Source organism: Streptomyces sp. WM6386 (assembly GCF_000972385.1).
GTDB lineage: Bacteria > Actinomycetota > Actinomycetes > Streptomycetales > Streptomycetaceae > Streptomyces.
In genome coordinates, this window is record NZ_JXTE01000084.1 from 1 (window position 1) to 16,580 (window position 16,580).

Consider the following 16,580-nt stretch of genomic DNA (forward strand, 5'->3'; position numbering starts at 1 on the left):
GAGTCCGAACCGGCTAACGCCACCTGGCCCTGGGTGAACGCGGTGACGCCGGCCCCCGAGCCGCCCCCCTTGTAGTTGCTCTTGCCGCCGGAGCAGGCGCCCGTGAACCCCTTGCCCCACCCCCTGAGCCGCCCCGCTCAACCCGATGGAATGCCCCCGTGTCCTCGACGTAAGCGTTCCGTGACCTAACCGCCCCTTCCGCAGGGGTTCACCCGCCGTTCATTTACGCCAGTCGGCGCCTTCACCTGATCTGCCTAATTTCGGCCTTACGCGGTGCGGACCGCTCCTCGGAAGAACACCTCTAAGACGCGTCCGCATCACCCAGTCTTCGCACGCCGCCGGATTCAGGACGGCGGCTCTCGGAAGGAACTCCCTCAGTGAAGCTTCAGCGCAAGAACCGGCGAGCTCTCGCTCTCGGCGCGATCGCCGTCTCCGGCGCCCTGGCCCTCACGGCGTGCGGCTCCGACGACACCGGCACCTCTGACGGCGCGAGCAGCTCCACCGCCGCCAACAGCTCGATCAAGTGCGACGACGCCAAGGGTCAGCTGCTCGCCGACGGCTCCTCCGCGCAGAAGAACGCGATCGACGCCTGGGTCAAGCAGTTCACGGCCGCCTGCTCCGGCGTCCAGATCAACTACAAGGGCGGCGGCTCCGGCGCCGGCGTCACCGCGTTCACCCAGGGCCAGGTGGCCTTCGCCGGTTCGGACTCCGCGCTGAAGCCCGAAGAGGTCACCGCCTCCAAGTCGGTCTGCAAGGGCGGCCAGGGCATCGACCTCCCGATGGTCGGCGGCCCGATCGCGGTCGGCTTCAACGTCCCGGGCGTGGACAAGCTCGTCCTCAACGCCGAGACGCTCGCCAAGATCTTCGACAGCAAGATCACCAACTGGAACGACAAGGCGATCAAGGCGCTGAACCCCGACGCCACGCTGCCCGACCTGAAGATCCAGGCGTTCCACCGCTCGGACGAGTCCGGCACCACGGACAACTTCACCAAGTACCTGATCGCCGCCTCCCCGGCGAACTGGAAGTACGAGGGCGGCAAGGCCTGGCAGGCCAAGGGCGGCCAGTCGGCCTCCGGCTCCTCCGGTGTCGCCCAGCAGGTCAAGCAGACCTCCGGCGCCATCTCCTACATGGAGCTGTCGTACGCCAAGGACGGCATCGTCCCGGTCACCATCGACACGGGCGCCTCCGCCCCGGTCGAGGCCACCGTCGAGAACGCCACCAAGGCGATCGCGGCCGCCCAGGTCGTCGGCACCGGCAAGGACCTGTCGCTGAAGCTGGACTACGCGACCAAGGCCGACGGCGCCTACCCGATCACCCTGGTCACGTACGAGATCGTCTGCGACAAGGGCAACAAGTCCGACAGCCTGCCCGCCACGAAGGCGTTCCTGCGCTACATCGCGTCCGAGGACGGTCAGGGTGTGCTCGCCGGCGCCGGCTACGCCCCGATCCCCGACGACATCATCGCCAAGGTCCGCACCACCATCGAGGGCCTGAGCTGATCCCCGCGTGCGGTCCGGTCCAGGGCCTGAAACCCCGGACCGGACCGCACCGTCCGGTGCACCGCCGCCAGGAGCCGTACAGCCGTACGACTCCGCAGACCGGAGAACCCGATGGACACCACACAGATAGCTGACACTCCTCCCCCCGCCCCGCAACCCACCGCGACCGAGCAGAAGGCCGCGGCCCGTGGCGCCACCCGCCCCGGCGACCGCATCTTCCTCGCCCTGTCCCGCGGTTCGGGCATCTTCCTGCTGGTGATCATGGCCGCGATCGCGGTCTTCCTCACCTACCGCGCGTCCCTCGCGATCAGCAAGGACGAGGGCAACTTCCTGACCGCCTTCGAGTGGAACACCGGCGTCAACCCGCCGGTCTTCGGCATCGCGGTGCTCGCCTTCGGCACGGTCGTCTCCTCGATCGTCGCCATGGCCATCGCGGTCCCGATCGCGGTCGCCATCGCGCTGTTCCTCACGCACTACGCCCCGCGCAAGCTCAGCGGCCCGATCGCCTACGTGATCGACCTGCTGGCCGCCGTCCCGTCCATCGTGTACGGCCTGTGGGGCGCCCTGGTCCTGGTACCGAACATGACCGGCCTCTTCGGCTGGCTGGACACCTACCTCGGCTGGACCGGCATCTTCTCCTGGCAGGGCGGCGCGCCCCGCTCGATGCTGACCGTCGGCATCCTGCTCGCGATCATGATCCTGCCGATCATCACCAACGTCAGCCGTGAGGTCTTCCGGCAGACGCCGAGGATGAACGAGGAGGCGGCCCTGGCGCTCGGCGCCACCCGCTGGGAGGTCATCCGCATGTCGGTGATCCCCTTCGGCCGCTCCGGCGTGATCTCCGCCTCGATGCTCGGCCTCGGCCGCGCGCTCGGCGAGACGATGGCCGTGGCCACGGTGCTCTCCCCGACCTTCGACATCCAGGCCAGCCTGCTCGACCCGGGCGGCGGCACCTTCGCGCAGAACATCGCCAGCAAGTTCGGCGAGGCCACCGAGTTCGGCCGTGACGCGCTGATCGCCTCCGGTCTGGTCCTGTTCGTCATCACCCTGCTGGTCAACGGCGCGGCCCGCGCGATCATCGCCCGCCGCAAGGAGTACTCGGGGGCCAACGCATGAGCACCGCAACCGTCAGCACCCTGCGCGGTGCCCGTCTGCCCAAGTGGTCCCCGTTCGCCATCGCGGCCGGCTCGATCGCCGTCGCAGTCGGCATCGGTCTGGGCGCCGGCCTCGACAGCGAGGTCCAGTGGGGCCTGATCGCCGCGATCCTCTTCCTCGTCGGGACCTACGGCATCGCCGCCCGCGTGGAGGGCCGCCGGCAGGCCAAGGACCGGATCGCCACCTCGCTGGTCTGGGTCTCCTTCCTGATCGCCCTCATCCCCCTGATCTCCCTGATCTGGGTGACGGTCGCGCGCGGTGTGAAGGTCCTGGACGTCTACTTCCTGACCCACTCCATGGGTGTGGTCGCCGACACCGAGCCGGGCGGCGGCATCTACCACGCCATCCTCGGCAGCCTCGAGCAGGTCGGCCTCGCCACGGTCATCGCCGCCCCGATCGGTGTGCTCACCGCGATCTACCTGGTGGAGTACGGCCGGGGCAACCTCTCCAGGGCCATCACGTTCTTCGTCGACGTCATGACCGGCATCCCGTCGATCGTCGCGGGCCTCTTCATCCTCAGCCTCATGCTGATGTTCGAGATGCAGCCCTTCGGGTTCGCCGGCTCGCTGGCCCTGGCCATCCTGATGATGCCGGTGGTCGTCCGCTCCACCGAGGAGATGCTCAAGCTCGTCCCGAACGAGCTGCGCGAGGCCTCCCTCGCCCTGGGCGTCCCGAAGTGGCGCACGATCCTGAAGGTGGTCCTGCCGACCTCGATCGGCGGCATCACGACCGGCGTCATGCTGGCGGTCGCCCGTATCGCCGGTGAGACCGCTCCGGTTCTGCTGCTGGTGTTCGGTAACCCGTTCATCAACAACAACCCCTTCGAGGGTGCGCAGGCCTCGCTGCCGCTGTACATCTACCAGCAGTACGCGAACAGCGCGGGCTCCGGAGCGGCGTACGACCGCGCCTGGGCGGCGTCACTGACGCTGATCGCCTTCGTGATGATCCTGAACCTGGTGGCCCGCGGCATCGCCCGCTGGAAGGCCCCCAAGACCGGTCGCTGACGCGGCCTCTCGGCGACTGAATCTCTGGAAGTGACGTAATCATGGCCAAGCGAATCGACGTAAGCGGACTGACCGCCTACTACGGCTCCCACAAGGCGATCGAGGACATCTCGATGACCGTCGAGCCCCGCTCGGTGACGGCCTTCATCGGCCCCTCCGGCTGCGGCAAGTCGACGTTCCTGCGCACCCTGAACCGGATGCACGAGGTCACCCCCGGCGGCCGCGTCGAGGGCAAGGTGCTCCTGGACGACGAGGACCTGTACGGCACCGGCATCGACCCCGTGTCGGTGCGCCGCGAGGTCGGCATGGTCTTCCAGCGCCCGAACCCCTTCCCCACGATGTCGATCTTCGACAACGTGGCGGCGGGCCTGCGCCTGAACGGCTCGTACAAGAAGGCCCAGCTCGCGGACATCGTGGAGAAGTCCCTCAAGGGCGCGAACCTCTGGAACGAGGTCAAGGACCGCCTGAACAAGCCGGGCTCGGGCCTGTCCGGCGGACAGCAGCAGCGTCTGTGCATCGCCCGCGCGATCGCGGTCGAGCCGAACGTCCTGCTGATGGACGAGCCCTGCTCGGCCCTGGACCCCATCTCCACCCTGGCGATCGAGGACCTGATCGGCGAGCTGAAGGAGCGCTTCACGATCGTCATCGTGACGCACAACATGCAGCAGGCCGCCCGTGTCTCGGACCGCACGGCGTTCTTCAACCTCGCGGCCGTCGGCCAGCCCGGCAAGCTGATCGAGATCGACGACACGGAGCGCATCTTCTCCAACCCGTCGGTCCAGGCCACGGAGGACTACATCTCGGGCCGCTTCGGCTAGACCGGCACCCGACGAAGACCCCTCGCGGTGCTGCATGGCGGTGCCACCGCGAGGACGAAAAAGGGCCCGCCCCCTGGTTCCCGGGGGGCGGGCCCGTTTCGTACGGTCGGCGGTTACGCGACGCCGTCGGCGTAGGCCGTCTTCCAGCCGCTGCAGGTGTCCGAGACCACGACGCCGTCGTTGCGGAGGCAGACCCTGATGTAGAGCGTGGCCGACTCGGCGAAGTCCTCGTCGGACGTCACACAGGTGTTGAAGCCGTTGCCGTTGTACTTGGAGTGGACGGTGCCGGAGCTGCCGACCTTCCAGTACCCGAGGACACCGGCCCCGTCGGTCGAGTTGTCGCAGATGTGGAAGGAGTCGTCGTCCGTGTAGAAGGCCTCCGAGCCCGCGGACGACGCGTAGTCACCGGACCGGTAGGTCGACACGCTGTAGATCTCGGTCGCCGCGGAGGCCGGCGCGGCCACGTAGAGCATGGTGGCCGCCGCTGCGCCCACCGCTCCCGCGCCGGACAGCAGACGCCTGCTGAGAGTGTTCATGAGAAATCCCCCTTCTCGAACATGCGTTCGTAGAACACGTGATCCCCAAGGTCTCACGAAAGGGGTGGGAGCGTCGGGTGTTTTTTCAACTACTTGACCACGCTCACAGGAACGCCAGATTCACGACCCCGAACACACCCGCCGCGACCAGCGCCGCAGCCGGCATGGTGATGAACCAGCCCAGGATGATGTTCTTCGCGACACCCCACCGCACGGCGTTCACCCGCTTCGTCGCACCCACGCCCATGATCGCCGAGGTGATGACATGGGTCGTCGAGATCGGCGCGTGGAACATGAAGGCGGTGGTGAACATGATCCCCGCGCCCGTGGTCTCCGCGGCGAAGCCCTGCGGCGGGTCCAGCTCGATGATCTTCCGCCCGAGGGTCCGCATGATCCGCCAGCCGCCCGCGTACGTGCCGAGCGACAGCATCACCGCACAGGCGATCTTGACCCACACCGGAATCGGGTCGCCCGCGTCCTCGACATCGGCGATGACGAGCGCCATCACCACGATGCCCATCGTCTTCTGCGCGTCCTGCAGACCATGACCGAGGGCCATACCGGCCGCGGACACGGTCTGCGCGATCCGGAAACCGCGCTTGGCCTTGTGCGGGTTGGACTTCCGGAACATCCACATGATCGCGACCATCACCAGATAGCCGGTGACGATACCGACGATCGGCGACAGGAACATCGGGATGACGATCTTCTCGAGCACCCCGGACCAGATCACATCGATCCCGCCCGCGAGCGCCGCTCCCACCATGCCGCCGAACAGCGCGTGCGAGGACGACGAGGGCAGACCGAAGTACCAGGTGACCAGGTTCCAGACGATCGCGCCGACGAGGGCGGCGAAGAGGATCCACATCCCCCTGTTGCCGTGCGGCGTCTCGATCAGGCCCTCACTCACGGTCTTGGCGATCCCGCTGCCGAGGAACGCACCCGCGAGGTTCATCACGGCCGCCATCGCGAGCGCGGCCCGCGGGGTCAGCGCCCGCGTGGAGACCGAGGTCGCGATCGCGTTGGCCGAATCATGGAAACCATTGGTGTACGTGAAGCCGAGCGCGACGCCGATGGTCACGATCAGAGCAAAGGTGTCCACGTGGTTCAGGACTCCTTGACCGCGATGGTCTCCACGGTGTTGGCGACGTGTTCGAACGCGTCGGCCGCCTCTTCCAGTACGTCCACGATCTGCTTGAGCTTCAGCACCTCGATGGCCTCGTACTTGCCGTTGAAGAGCATGGCGAGCAGCTTGCGGTGGATCTGGTCGGCCTGGTTCTCCAGCCGGTTGACCTCGATCCAGTACTCGGTGAGGTTGTCCATGGTCCGCAGGTTCGGCATGGCCTCGGCGGTGAGCTCGGCGGCCCGCGCCAACACCTCGATCTGCTGCTCGACGCCCTTGGGGAGCTCCTCGACGTTGTAGAGGACGACCAGGTCGACGGCCTCCTCCATGAAGTCCATGATGTCGTCGAGGGACGACGCGAGGTTGTAGATGTCCTCACGGTCGAACGGCGTGATGAACGAGGAGTTCAGCTGGTGGAAGATCGCGTGCGTGGCATCGTCACCTGCGTGTTCCGCGGCCCGCATACGCTCTGCGATCTCGGCCCGGCCGGCGGTGTCCGCCCCGAGCAGTTCCATGAGGAGCTTCGAGCCCGTGACGATGTTGTCCGCGGATGCGGCGAACATGTCGTAGAAGCTCGTCTCCCTGGGGGTCAGACGAAAGCGCACAAGGGGTCCTCGGGGTGCATGGGTTTCGGTCAGGCTGATGCTAAGTGCATCATCCGGCCACGGCTAATGGGCCGTCCCCCAGTGTCGCCCATCAGGCAGAGTGGTCGGCACGGGGGCCTTCCGCAGGCCCTATACCCGCCAAAGTTGGGTACGATATACCCGGTAGGGGTATATGTCTGCCCTCAGATTGGCCCGCAGATGTGGAGGACGCGATGACGACCACCGAGGCCGGCGCGGAAGTGCCCTCCGCGGAGACGGACCACGACCACGGGGTGCACGGCTACCACAAGCAGAAGGACGAGCACCTCAAGCGCCTGCGCCGCATCGAGGGCCAGATCCGCGGTCTTCAGCGCATGGTGGACGAGGACGTCTACTGCATCGACATACTCACGCAGGTGTCCGCCTCCACCAAGGCCCTGCAGTCCTTCGCCCTGCAGCTGCTGGAGGAACACCTGCGGCACTGCGTCGCGGACGCGGCCCTCAAGGGCGGCGAGGAGATCGACGCGAAGGTGGAAGAGGCGACGAAGGCGATCGGCCGACTGCTGCGGACGTGAGACGGACACCGACGGACGACTGAGGGGACGCCCCCGGGCGGCTCACGCTCCGGAGGCGTCCTCGCGCTCCTGGGCCACTTTCAGCACCTCGTCGATGCTCTCAAGGCTGAGCCTGTCCTCGTGAGCGGCCGAGGCCGCGATGATCAGGTCTCCGCACAGCTCGATCTCGGCGAGGGCCACGTGGTCCTGAACTGCCGTACCGCCGACCGGAGCCACGTGCATCACCTCTTCTCTGCCGTCACCGCTTCCTAGAGTAGGGAGCGGCCTACGCACCGCGCATGGCACGGACGGGCTAGTTCTTGACGCCCGTCACGGCTGCTCACTCCTCTGCGATCTTCCCGGCGTAGATGTCGTCGCCGTCCGGCAGCCGTACGTCGACGGCGATCCCGAAGTCGTAGAGCAAGGTCGTGGAGGCGACCGCCACGGTCCCCTCCTGCTGCCCGTTGACGAAGCTGAACCGATGCCGGACCTTACGGATCCGCCCGTCGTCGTCGAGGTAGACGTCGAAGGGCACCCGAGCCGTGGCGAACCCTTTCGCCGCCGCGCCGAGGGCGGACCTGTTCCCGGCGGAGGCGTCCCGAGCGGCGACCGTGAGATCCGCGACCCCCCGGTAGTGCCGCACTTCCGTCCCCGCGACCTCGGTCTCCCCTACATAGGTCGCGGACCGGGTCCCCCGCAGCAGCTCGGCGGCGGCGAACGGATCGGTGGCGCCCCCGGTGACGAGATTCCCGTCCGACAGCGAGGCGGTCTCGACCCGCACCCACTTGTCGGAGGGCACCCCGGCACCGCGGTTCTTCATGAACAGCGCACCGGGAGCGAGCAGTTCGGTGATGGGCCGATGCTCGCTCGTCCCGGCGGGATCCTGCGGCAGCAGCACCTTCAGCTCCCCGACCCGGCGCCGGTAGTCATAGATCCCTTCCCCGCGAATGGTGACGCGGGTCCCCCCCGTCGCCATCTCCATGGAGGTCCGGGCCTTGGAACTCCGCGCCTCCACAAGCCGGTCGGCGGCAAGACGCACCACCTCGACCGCGTCACCCGAGCTGCGCCCGTCCTCGGCGGCGACCCCGCTCCCCGAACACCCCGCGGCCCCGGCACAGACGACGGCCACGACCCCCGCCACCACACCGACCCCACCCGTCCGCCTCTGCTGCCGCTCCGCCATCGCCTGCCTCCGTCACGGACCCCCTGTCCGTTCCGCTAACGACGACCATGCGGAGCCCGTCACGCGCATACGAGCCGTTTACCCGGGCTCGGTAACGTTGTCGCCGTGGCACACCAGGACAGGGTCCCCCCGCCCCACGACTCCTCTGAACACCTGACGACAACAGTCGACCAGGGCCCCTTCTGCACAGCGCGCTGCACCTGCGGCTGGCGCGGCCCGGCAAGAAGAGCAAGAAGCCAGGCAAGAACAGACGCGCAGCGCCACACAGAGACGTAATCGCACGCCTCTCGGCCCCGGCCCGCACCCTTCAGCCCGTCCGGCGCCCGAGGACAAGGCTGACACCGTCCCAAACCCACCCACCCGCCGGCAGCTTCGCCTTCCTAAAGCCCGTCCGGCGTTTGAGGACAAGACCCCTTCAGGGCCGAAGCGGGGGTCTGGGGGCGCAGCCCCCAGTGGGGGTCCCCCCTCTGGGGGAGGGACGGGCAGGGGCGGCGGGGGCGGGAACAGCCCGGCGCGCGCCCCCGCCGACCGGCACGATGGAACCCCCGACCCCACCACCCCGTCTCGTTCCACGAACCCCCAGGAGGCGACATGGAACGGCGTACGTTCATCGGCGGCGGCGTAGCCGCGATCGCCGCGGCGACCGCGACCGCGTGCAACGGCGACGAAAAGGCCGACGCAGCGCAGACGGCCACCGCCGACAATTCCGCACGTACGTCCACCAGAGCCGGCACCACCACCACCGCCCCCGCGGACTGGACCGCCCTCGCCCGCGACCTGGACGGCACCCTCGTCCGCCCGGGCGACACGAACTGGCCGACCGCCCACCAGCTCTACAACACCCGCTTCGACAACCTGAAGCCCGCGGCGGTCGCGTACATCGCCCACGCGGAAGACATCCGCACCGCCCTCGCCTACGCCCGGGCCCACAACCTCCGCATCGCGATCCGCAACGGCGGCCACTCCTACGCCGGCTGGTCCTCCGGCAACAACCGCCTGATCGTCGACGTCTCGAAGCTCAACAAGGTCCGCAGCAGCGGCGGCACAGCGGTGGTCGGCGCCGGGTCGAAACTCATCGACGTCTACCGCGCCCTCGCCGCGAAGGGCGTCACCATCCCCGCCGGCTCCTGCCCCACCGTCGGCGTCTCCGGGCTCACCCTCGGCGGCGGCCACGGAGTCGTCTCCCGCGCCTACGGCCTGACCTGCGACAGCCTCACCCAGGCGACGCTGATCACGGCGGACGGCAAGCAGCTCACCGCGAACGCGACCGAGAACAAGGACCTCTTCTGGGCGCTGCGCGGCGCGGGCAACGGCAACTTCGGCGTCGTCACCGAGCTGCACTTCAAGACCCACCCGGCGCCCCAGGCGGTGAAGGCGTACATGTCCTGGCCATGGGCGAAGGCCGCCGCCGTGACCAAGGCCTGGCAGGAGTGGGGCCCGACCCAGCCCGACGAGATCTGGTCGTCCCTGCACCTGGCGGGCACCTCCGGCGGCTACACCACGGTCTCCGTCGCCGCCTTCTCCCTCGGCACCTACGGTGAACTCCAGAACGCCGTGGACCGCCTGGCCGACAAGATCGGTGCCCCCGCGACCAGCGTCTCCCTCAAGCGCCTCTCGTACGAGGACGCGATGGAGGTCTACGCCGGCTGCTCCTCCTTCACCACGGACGCCCAGTGCCACCTGCCCGGCAAGACCCCGGGCCGCTCCCCCCAGGGCGCGCTCGGCCGGGAGACGTACGCCGCCAAGTCGGACTTCTTCGACCGCTCCCTGTCCACGGCCGGCATCCAGGCGATGCTCAAGCAGCTGGAGTCGGTCCGCGGCGGCGCCGGCGACATCGCCCTCACGGCCCTCGGCGGCGCCGTCAACCGCGTCTCCCCGACTGCCACGGCGTTCGTCCACCGCCGTTCCCGCATGCTGGCCCAGTACATCGCCGCCTGGAAGGCGGGCACGTCGGGCACGACCGCCCAGTCCTGGCTGACCCAGGCCCACAACGCGATGAAGCCCTATGCGTCGGGCGCGGCCTACCAGAACTACACCGACCCGTCCCTGACGGACTGGCGCAAGGCGTACTACGGAGACGCGGCGACCAGGCTCGCGGCCCTGAAGAAGCAGTACGACCCGAAGGGCTTCTTCACGTTCCCGCAGGCCCTCTAGGTCGCCTCTGGGTCAGCTCCGAGGTCCGGTCCGACTCAGGCGGCGAGGTCGCGCTCCTCGGCGCCCGTTTCCTTCCGGGCGCCGGGGATCAGGGCGTCGTGACCGTCATAGGACTTTCCCCGTGCCCGGATCAGCCACCCCGCGCGCGGCGACCGCTCGATCGCCTTCATCAGCGGGGTGAGCAGGGCCATGGCCGGCGGGGACAGCAGCAGGGCCACGGCGGTGCCGAGGGCGAAGCCGCCGATGACGTCGGTCGGGTAGTGCACACCCATGTAGACCCGGCAGAAGCCCTCGAGCAGGGCGAGGCCGATACCGAAGAAGCCGAACCTGCGGTTGGCGACGAACAGTCCGACCGCCATGGCCATGGTGATCGTGGCGTGGTCGCTCACGAAGGAGTAGTCGGTCTTGCCGGAGACCAGGACGTCGAGTCCCTCGTGCGACAGGAACGGCCGCGGCCGCTCCACGAACCCTCGTATCGGCACGTTGACCAGTACGGCGATGCCGGCCGCGAGCGGCGCCCAGACCAGCGCGGCCACGGACGAGGGAGCCTCTTCGCCGCCCCGCTTGCGCACGGACAGCCAGCACCACAGCACGAGCAGCACGGTGGCCAGGAGGATCCCGTACTCACCGACGTACTCCATGACCCGGTCGAACCACACGGGTGCGTCCTTGGCCAGGCCGTTGATGTCGTAGAGCAGGTCGACGTCGGGGTTCGACCCGGATGCGGCGAGTCCAGCCATGGTGCTGCGGCCCCTTCGTCGGCTCTCCCGGCGCGCAGAGATTCGCGCGCCGCTGTTCCACCCCCGTGGTGTGTAGATCGCTACGAGAACAGGAACGCACGGTCCCTGTTAATACGTTCCACCCTCCACTGAATGATCACGCAGACGTTATCGAAGAGAGACACATCACTGCAGCTCAGGGGGCAGGTTCACAGGCCGTCAGACGGTCGTGGGGAGCGCTTTCGCGCCATCTTCGGTGACGCGTGTGGCTCCGAAGTAGTCGGGGGTGTCGATCGGGTCGAACCGGATCACAGCACCCGTTCTCGGGGCGTCGATCATGTATCCGCCGCCGACATAAATCCCCACATGCCGGATGGCCCGGGAGTTGGTGAGGTCGTCCGAGAAGAAGACGAGATCGCCGGGGAGGAGCTCGTCCCTGGCCGGATGCTGACCCGCGTTCCACTGGTCGTTGGCGACGCGCGGCAACGAGATCCCGACACTCTCGTACGCGGCCTTCGTCAGCCCCGAGCAGTCGAACCGTCCACTGTCCTGAGCAGTACCGTCACCGCCCCAGAGGTAGGGCGTGCCGAGCTTCTTCTGCGCGTAGTAGATGGCGCCCGCGGCCTGCTTCGAGGGATCCACGCGCGTGACGGGAGCGGCGAAGCTCTCCTCCAGCGTCGTGATCGTCTTCACGTAGTTCTGGGTCTCCTTGTACGGCGGCACACCCCCGTACTTGATCACCGCGTAGGCCCCCGCGTTGTAGGACGCGAGCATGTTCCTCGTGGCGTCCCCGGGGACGTCCTTCACGTACGAGGCGAGGGTGCAGTCGTACTTCGCGGCCGACGGAATCGCGTCATTCGGATCCCATACGTCGCGGTCGCCGTCCCCGTCGCCGTCGATCCCGTGCGTGGCCCATGTCCCGGGGATGAATTGCGCTATCCCCTGCGCGGCCGCGGCGCTCTGCGCCTTCGGGTTGAACCCGCTCTCCTGGTACAGCTGGGCCGCGAGCAGCGCCGGGTTGATCGCGGTGCAGAGGTTGCCCCACTTCTGCACGAGGTTCTGATAGGCGGCCGGCACGGACCCCTTGGCCAGCGCCTTCGTGGCTCCGCCGACCCCGTTGGCGAGGTTCCCGGCGACGACGTACACACCGACGACGAGCAGCATCACGAAGCTGAGCCCCGCCCCGAGGACGGCACCCCCCACGAGCCATGCCTTACGCACCGTCAACCGCCCCTCGCTGCCCCGGAGTCCGATGCCCAGGTCAGTTTAGGGGCGCCTTCGTCGTTCTGGGGTGATCATGCGGAAGGAGACTCGGTCGCGTCCCGGTACAGCTCCGCGGCCTCCCGCCCGAGCACCACGCTGTACGAGATGCCGGCGGTCGTCCCGCCCTGTTCGTGCCCGCCGAGCACCCCGACGACCTCCCCGTCCCCGTTGACCCACGGGCTGCCGCTGGTGCCGCCGCCGAAGCCGGGACAGTCGATGCGCTGTTGTGTACGACTGTGCGCGATCGGCTTGTCGGTGCAGCGGACCGGCGTCTCGCGGGAGTCGGGGTAGCCGGTGACGGTCACGGCCGTGGCGCCGGTCGCGGTACCGGTGGTGAAGCGGTTCCCTCCGACGAGATCCTCGACGCCCTCGCCCCGCCGCTGGGCCAGGGTCGCGAACGCCACGTCACTGTCCTCGTCCCACGCGTCGGGGAGAAACCGTCCGGTGATGCGCCACCTCCCGTAGGGCGCCCGGCCGTTGCGGTAGCCCGGCACGAACACGAGGTCGTCCGTGTCACCGTCCAGGCAGTGCGCGGCGGTGACGATGAGATCCCGGTGCGGGCTGTGCACGACGGACGCGGTGCAGAAGTGCTGTCCGCCGGCGAACAGGGCCCCCACGCGCCCGGTCTCCCCGGTTGCGGCGGCGGTGACGGTGACACCGAAAGGGCCGGGACCGTCATCGGCGCCCGCCTCGGAGGCGGAGGTGACGGCGAGGAGTACGAGAACGGCGTAGAGAGGCGTGCGCTTCATCGGAACGCAGCCTTCCGCACGAAGGTGAGAACCGGGTCAGTCGCGCCTTGAGGGACACCTACCCTGGCAGCGTTCTCCCCCCGAGCAGAGGAGCCCTCATGCCCACGCTCATCGCGCGGCGAGCCGCATGACCGCCACCTGCCGGAGCTGCGGCCGCACTGTCGAACGCACCGCGGGCCCCGGTCGTACCGCCTCCTACTGTTCGCAGGCATGCCGGCAGCGGGCGTACCGGAAGCGGCAGAGCCCCGCCGCCCAGGAGCTGGTCTCCGACATCGGCGACCAGCTGAACCGCCTGCGGCTGGAGCCCCCGGTCGTCTTCCGCGCCGACGTCGAGGCGCTCAACACCCGGTTCGCGCAACTGCGGCGGCTCGCCCGGCAGGCCCGTACGGAAAACGTCACGCCGACGGGCGTGACGAATCCCGGCGAGGACGACTTCACGGCCCTCATCGAGGCCCACCGCAAGGAACTGCGGGTTCACTGCTACCGCCTGCTCGGCTCGTACGACGAGGCGGAGGACCTCACCCAGGAGACGTTCCTCAAGGCGTGGCGGGCGAGGGAGGCGCTGGACGGCGTGGCGAACCCGCGGGCGTGGCTGTATCGGATCGCCACCAACGCCTGCCTGGACTTTCTCCGGAAGAACGACCGCCGCCCCACCCCCTACGAGCCCGTCCCCGGCATCGACCCGGGCGACGGCCCCCCACCCCCGTCCATGCCCTGGCTGCAGCCCTTCCCGGACGACCAGCTCCCCGACGAGCCCGTCGCGCGGGCCGTCGCGAGCGAGACCCTGGAGCTGGTCTTCCTCACGGCGATCCAGCACCTCCCGCCGCGCCAGCGCGCCGCGGTGATCCTGCGGGACGTGGCGGGATGGTCGGCCCAGGAGACCGCCGACCTGCTGGAATCGACCCTGGCGTCGGCCAACAGCGCGGTGCAGCGCGGGAGAACGGCCCTGCGGGAGGCGTTGCCGGGACGGCGTGAGGACTGGTCGACGAGTGCTCCCAGCGCCTTGGAACTGGCCTTGCTCCAGCGCTACATGGACGCCGTGGCCCGCGTGGACTTCGACGCCATGGCCGAGTTGGTCCGCGAGGACGCCGTGCTCACCATGCCGCCGAACCCGTTCTGGTTCACGACCCGCGAGGCCCTCTTCGCCTTCATCCGGCCGAACCTCGACCCGGCGTCCCCGACGTTCGTCGGACACTGGCGCCACCTTCCCGTACGCGCCAACGGGCAGGTGGCGGTGGCCGGTTACCTGCGCCGGCCCGGTACGACCGTCTTCCGGGGCCAGAACATCGACGTCCTGCGGATCGAGGACGGGAGGATCGCCGCGATCACCACCTTCGAGCCGCATCTGTACCCGGCGTTCGGTCTGCCGATGACTCTCTGAGGCGGCGATGAGTTTTCCGCGCGGGCACGTCCCATGAGTGACGGGCGCACACGGCGCCCCCACCCAGGGAGTCACCATGCTGAAGAACAAGGTCGCGGTCGTCTACGGCGGTGCGGGTTCGCTCGGCACGGGCGTCGCGAAGGCGTACGCCGATGCGGGCGCGCGGGTCTTCCTCGTCGGCCGTACGGAGTCGACGCTGCGGAAGGTCGCGGAGGAGACCGGTGCCGAGTACGACGTACTGGACGCCCGTGACGAGGCCGCCGTGGAGGCGCACGCGGCGTCGGTCGTGGAGCGGGCGGGCCGGATCGACGTCTCCCTCAACCTCGTACCGCGCGGGGACTTCCAGGGCGTACCGCTGACGGAGATGTCGCTCGAGGACTACACGCGACCCGTGGTGCAGGGCATCGCCTGCCAGTTCGTCACCGCTCGGGCGGCGGCCCGCCGGATGACGGCACAGGGCTCGGGCGTGATCCTGTCCCTCGACAGCGGTTCCGCCAACGGCAGCCCGATGATGGGCGGTACGGCCGCGGCCGACGGCGCGATCGACGCGCTGATCCGCCAGCTGGCCGCGGAACTCGGCCCGTCGGGCGTCCGTGTCTGCGGGATCTGGACGGCGGGCGTGACAGACACCCTCACCCCGCAGAAGCTGACCGCCGCCGGCGCCCCGGCCATGGACGAGACCGCCGTACAGGGCATCCGCGCCCATCTCGACAGCCTCCGCATGACCAAGCGCTCCCCGCGGATCGCCGACATCGCCGCCCTGGCGACCTTCCTCGCCTCCGACGCGGGCGTCAGCATCACGGGCACGTGGATCAACGCGACGGCGGGAATGTTCGCCAGCTGATCGCTGGGCATGTCCCGGTCGGTGAGGTGGGCACCTGCGGGTTTGTCGGTCCTGACAGCCGATGCCTAGCCGCGTCGCAGGGCCGTCTCCAGCGGGAACCGCGTCCCCGTCAGCTCCTCCGACACCGTCCACAGCCGCTTCGCCGCCTCCGGGTCGCTCGCCGCCGTGCTTCGGCCGACCAGGGTGGGCGCACCCCGCATCTCCCGGAAACCGTCCGGACCGACGTAGCTGGCGCCGGGGAGGTCCTGCGTCGCCGCGTACAGGGTGGGCAGCGAGCCCGCCCTGTCGTCCTGGGCCATGAACCTGTTGCCGAACTTCATGAAGAGCCGGGCCACCGGGCTCGCCGCGTGGCTCTGGAGGTTGGTGGCGGCGTACCCGGGGTGGGCGGCGGTGGCGCGGACCGGGGAGCCCGACTCCGTCAGGCGGCGCTGGAGCTCCAGGGTGAAGAGGAGGTTCGCGAGCTTCGACTGGGCGTAGGCGCCGGTGGGGCTGTAGTTCGCCGTCCGGTTCAGGTCGGCGAAGTCGATCACTCCGCTGCCGCCGCGGTGCAGGTCCGAGGAGACGGTGACCACCCGGTCGGTGATGTGCGGGAGCAGCAGGTTCGTCAGCGCGAAGTGCCCCAGGTGGTTCGTGCCGAACTGCATCTCGAAGCCGTCCCGGGTGCGCTGCTCCGGCAGCATCATCACGCCGGCGTTGTTCACCAGCAGATGCAGTTCGCCCTTCCAGTCCGCCGCGAACTCCCGTACCGAGGACAGGTCCGCCAGGTCGAGGCGGCGGACCTCCGTGCTGCCGTGCACGGTCGCCGCCGCGGCCCGGCCGCGCTCCGGATCCCGTACGGCGAACACGACATGCGCGCCCGCCCGGGCCAGCGCCTCCGCCGCCGTGAGGCCGATACCGCTGTTGGCTCCGGTGACCACGGCCGTGCGGCCCGTGAGGTCAGGGAGGTCGGTCGCGTTCCACTTGTCAGTAGCCATGGCCTCAATGTAGGCGTCGACAACAATGCTGTCAATG

Annotated in this window: 17 protein-coding genes and 1 pseudogene; 8 read left to right on the forward strand and 10 right to left on the reverse strand. The window is 69.0% G+C overall.

Annotation, left to right across the window (positions count from 1 at the left end; genetic code table 11):
• Nucleotides 1-119 (reverse strand): annotated as a pseudogene (locus tag TN53_RS48640) (phosphate ABC transporter substrate-binding protein PstS); the annotation flags it as partial.
• 258 nt (nt 120-377) lie between these two features.
• Here TN53_RS48640 and pstS point away from each other — a divergent pair.
• The 4 genes from pstS (at nt 378) to pstB (ending at nt 4,479) form a co-directional block, all read left to right on the forward strand.
• The gene (gene pstS / locus TN53_RS35275; RefSeq protein WP_046262884.1) at nt 378-1,502 is read left to right on the forward strand and encodes a phosphate ABC transporter substrate-binding protein PstS; all 1,125 of its coding nucleotides are present in this window, start codon (nt 378-380) and stop codon (nt 1,500-1,502) included.
• A gap of 111 nt (nt 1,503-1,613) precedes the next feature.
• The gene (gene pstC, locus TN53_RS35280) at nt 1,614-2,618 is read left to right on the forward strand and encodes a phosphate ABC transporter permease subunit PstC (protein ID WP_046262885.1); all 1,005 of its coding nucleotides are present in this window, start codon (nt 1,614-1,616) and stop codon (nt 2,616-2,618) included.
• Entirely contained in the window at nt 2,615-3,661 is a 1,047-nt protein-coding gene (pstA, locus tag TN53_RS35285) for a phosphate ABC transporter permease PstA (protein WP_046262886.1), read from the forward strand. The genes pstC and pstA overlap by 4 nt, the downstream gene beginning before the upstream one ends.
• A 41-nt stretch (nt 3,662-3,702) precedes the next feature.
• A complete protein-coding gene (pstB, locus tag TN53_RS35290) occupies nt 3,703-4,479 on the forward strand; it encodes a phosphate ABC transporter ATP-binding protein PstB (RefSeq protein WP_046262887.1) in 777 nt (258 codons plus the stop codon).
• A 113-nt stretch (nt 4,480-4,592) separates the two neighbouring features.
• Here pstB and TN53_RS35295 read toward each other — a convergent pair whose 3' ends face one another.
• From TN53_RS35295 to TN53_RS35305, 3 genes are all read right to left on the reverse strand, one after another.
• Nucleotides 4,593-5,015, reverse strand: a complete 423-nt coding sequence (locus tag TN53_RS35295; RefSeq protein ID WP_046262888.1) for a hypothetical protein — start codon at nt 5,013-5,015, stop codon at nt 4,593-4,595.
• A gap of 103 nt (nt 5,016-5,118) precedes the next feature.
• The gene (locus TN53_RS35300; RefSeq protein ID WP_046262889.1) at nt 5,119-6,117 is read right to left on the reverse strand and encodes an inorganic phosphate transporter; all 999 of its coding nucleotides are present in this window, start codon (nt 6,115-6,117) and stop codon (nt 5,119-5,121) included.
• A 5-nt stretch (nt 6,118-6,122) separates the two neighbouring features.
• Complete coding sequence (locus TN53_RS35305; protein ID WP_030043659.1) at nt 6,123-6,743, reverse strand: DUF47 domain-containing protein; 621 nt, start codon at nt 6,741-6,743, stop codon at nt 6,123-6,125.
• A 212-nt stretch (nt 6,744-6,955) separates the two neighbouring features.
• Between TN53_RS35305 and TN53_RS35310 the strand changes: the two genes are divergently transcribed.
• Complete coding sequence (locus TN53_RS35310; protein ID WP_046262890.1) at nt 6,956-7,297, forward strand: metal-sensitive transcriptional regulator; 342 nt, start codon at nt 6,956-6,958, stop codon at nt 7,295-7,297.
• Nucleotides 7,298-7,339: 42 nt separating this feature from the next.
• Here TN53_RS35310 and TN53_RS35315 read toward each other — a convergent pair whose 3' ends face one another.
• Both TN53_RS35315 and TN53_RS35320 read right to left on the reverse strand, forming a co-directional pair.
• Complete coding sequence (locus TN53_RS35315; RefSeq protein ID WP_046262891.1) at nt 7,340-7,519, reverse strand: hypothetical protein; 180 nt, start codon at nt 7,517-7,519, stop codon at nt 7,340-7,342.
• A 97-nt stretch (nt 7,520-7,616) separates the two neighbouring features.
• Nucleotides 7,617-8,459, reverse strand: a complete 843-nt coding sequence (locus tag TN53_RS35320; protein WP_046262892.1) for a hypothetical protein — start codon at nt 8,457-8,459, stop codon at nt 7,617-7,619.
• Nucleotides 8,460-9,050: 591 nt separating this feature from the next.
• On the opposite strand from TN53_RS35320, the gene TN53_RS35325 reads away from it, so the two are divergent.
• Nucleotides 9,051-10,613, forward strand: a complete 1,563-nt coding sequence (locus TN53_RS35325; RefSeq protein WP_046262893.1) for an FAD-binding oxidoreductase — start codon at nt 9,051-9,053, stop codon at nt 10,611-10,613.
• Nucleotides 10,614-10,648: 35 nt separating this feature from the next.
• Here the strand turns inward: TN53_RS35325 and TN53_RS35330 are convergent, their stop codons facing one another.
• From TN53_RS35330 to TN53_RS35340, 3 genes are all read right to left on the reverse strand, one after another.
• Nucleotides 10,649-11,353 carry a phosphatase PAP2 family protein gene (locus TN53_RS35330; protein WP_046262894.1) on the reverse strand — a complete coding sequence of 235 codons (705 nt, stop codon included), beginning with the start codon at nt 11,351-11,353 and terminating at the stop codon, nt 10,649-10,651.
• Nucleotides 11,354-11,551: 198 nt separating this feature from the next.
• Nucleotides 11,552-12,559: an NlpC/P60 family protein gene (locus TN53_RS35335; protein WP_199924705.1), complete on the reverse strand. Its 1,008-nt coding sequence runs from the start codon at nt 12,557-12,559 to the stop codon at nt 11,552-11,554.
• Between the two features lie 68 nt (nt 12,560-12,627).
• Nucleotides 12,628-13,344, reverse strand: coding sequence for a trypsin-like peptidase domain-containing protein (locus TN53_RS35340; protein ID WP_046262895.1), 717 nt, complete (start codon nt 13,342-13,344; stop codon nt 12,628-12,630).
• Between the two features lie 127 nt (nt 13,345-13,471).
• Here TN53_RS35340 and TN53_RS35345 point away from each other — a divergent pair, with 127 nt between their 5' ends.
• Both TN53_RS35345 and TN53_RS35350 read left to right on the forward strand, forming a co-directional pair.
• Entirely contained in the window at nt 13,472-14,725 is a 1,254-nt protein-coding gene (locus TN53_RS35345) for an RNA polymerase subunit sigma-70 (RefSeq protein ID WP_046262896.1), read from the forward strand.
• Nucleotides 14,726-14,801: 76 nt separating this feature from the next.
• Nucleotides 14,802-15,569 (forward strand): SDR family NAD(P)-dependent oxidoreductase, encoded by a 768-nt coding sequence (locus tag TN53_RS35350; RefSeq protein WP_046262897.1) that lies wholly within the window; start codon nt 14,802-14,804, stop codon nt 15,567-15,569.
• Between the two features lie 65 nt (nt 15,570-15,634).
• Here the strand turns inward: TN53_RS35350 and TN53_RS35355 are convergent, their stop codons facing one another.
• On the reverse strand, nt 15,635-16,543 hold the full coding sequence (locus TN53_RS35355; RefSeq protein WP_046262898.1) for an oxidoreductase: 909 nt from the start codon (nt 16,541-16,543) through the stop codon (nt 15,635-15,637).
• Nucleotides 16,544-16,580 lie beyond the last annotated feature (37 nt).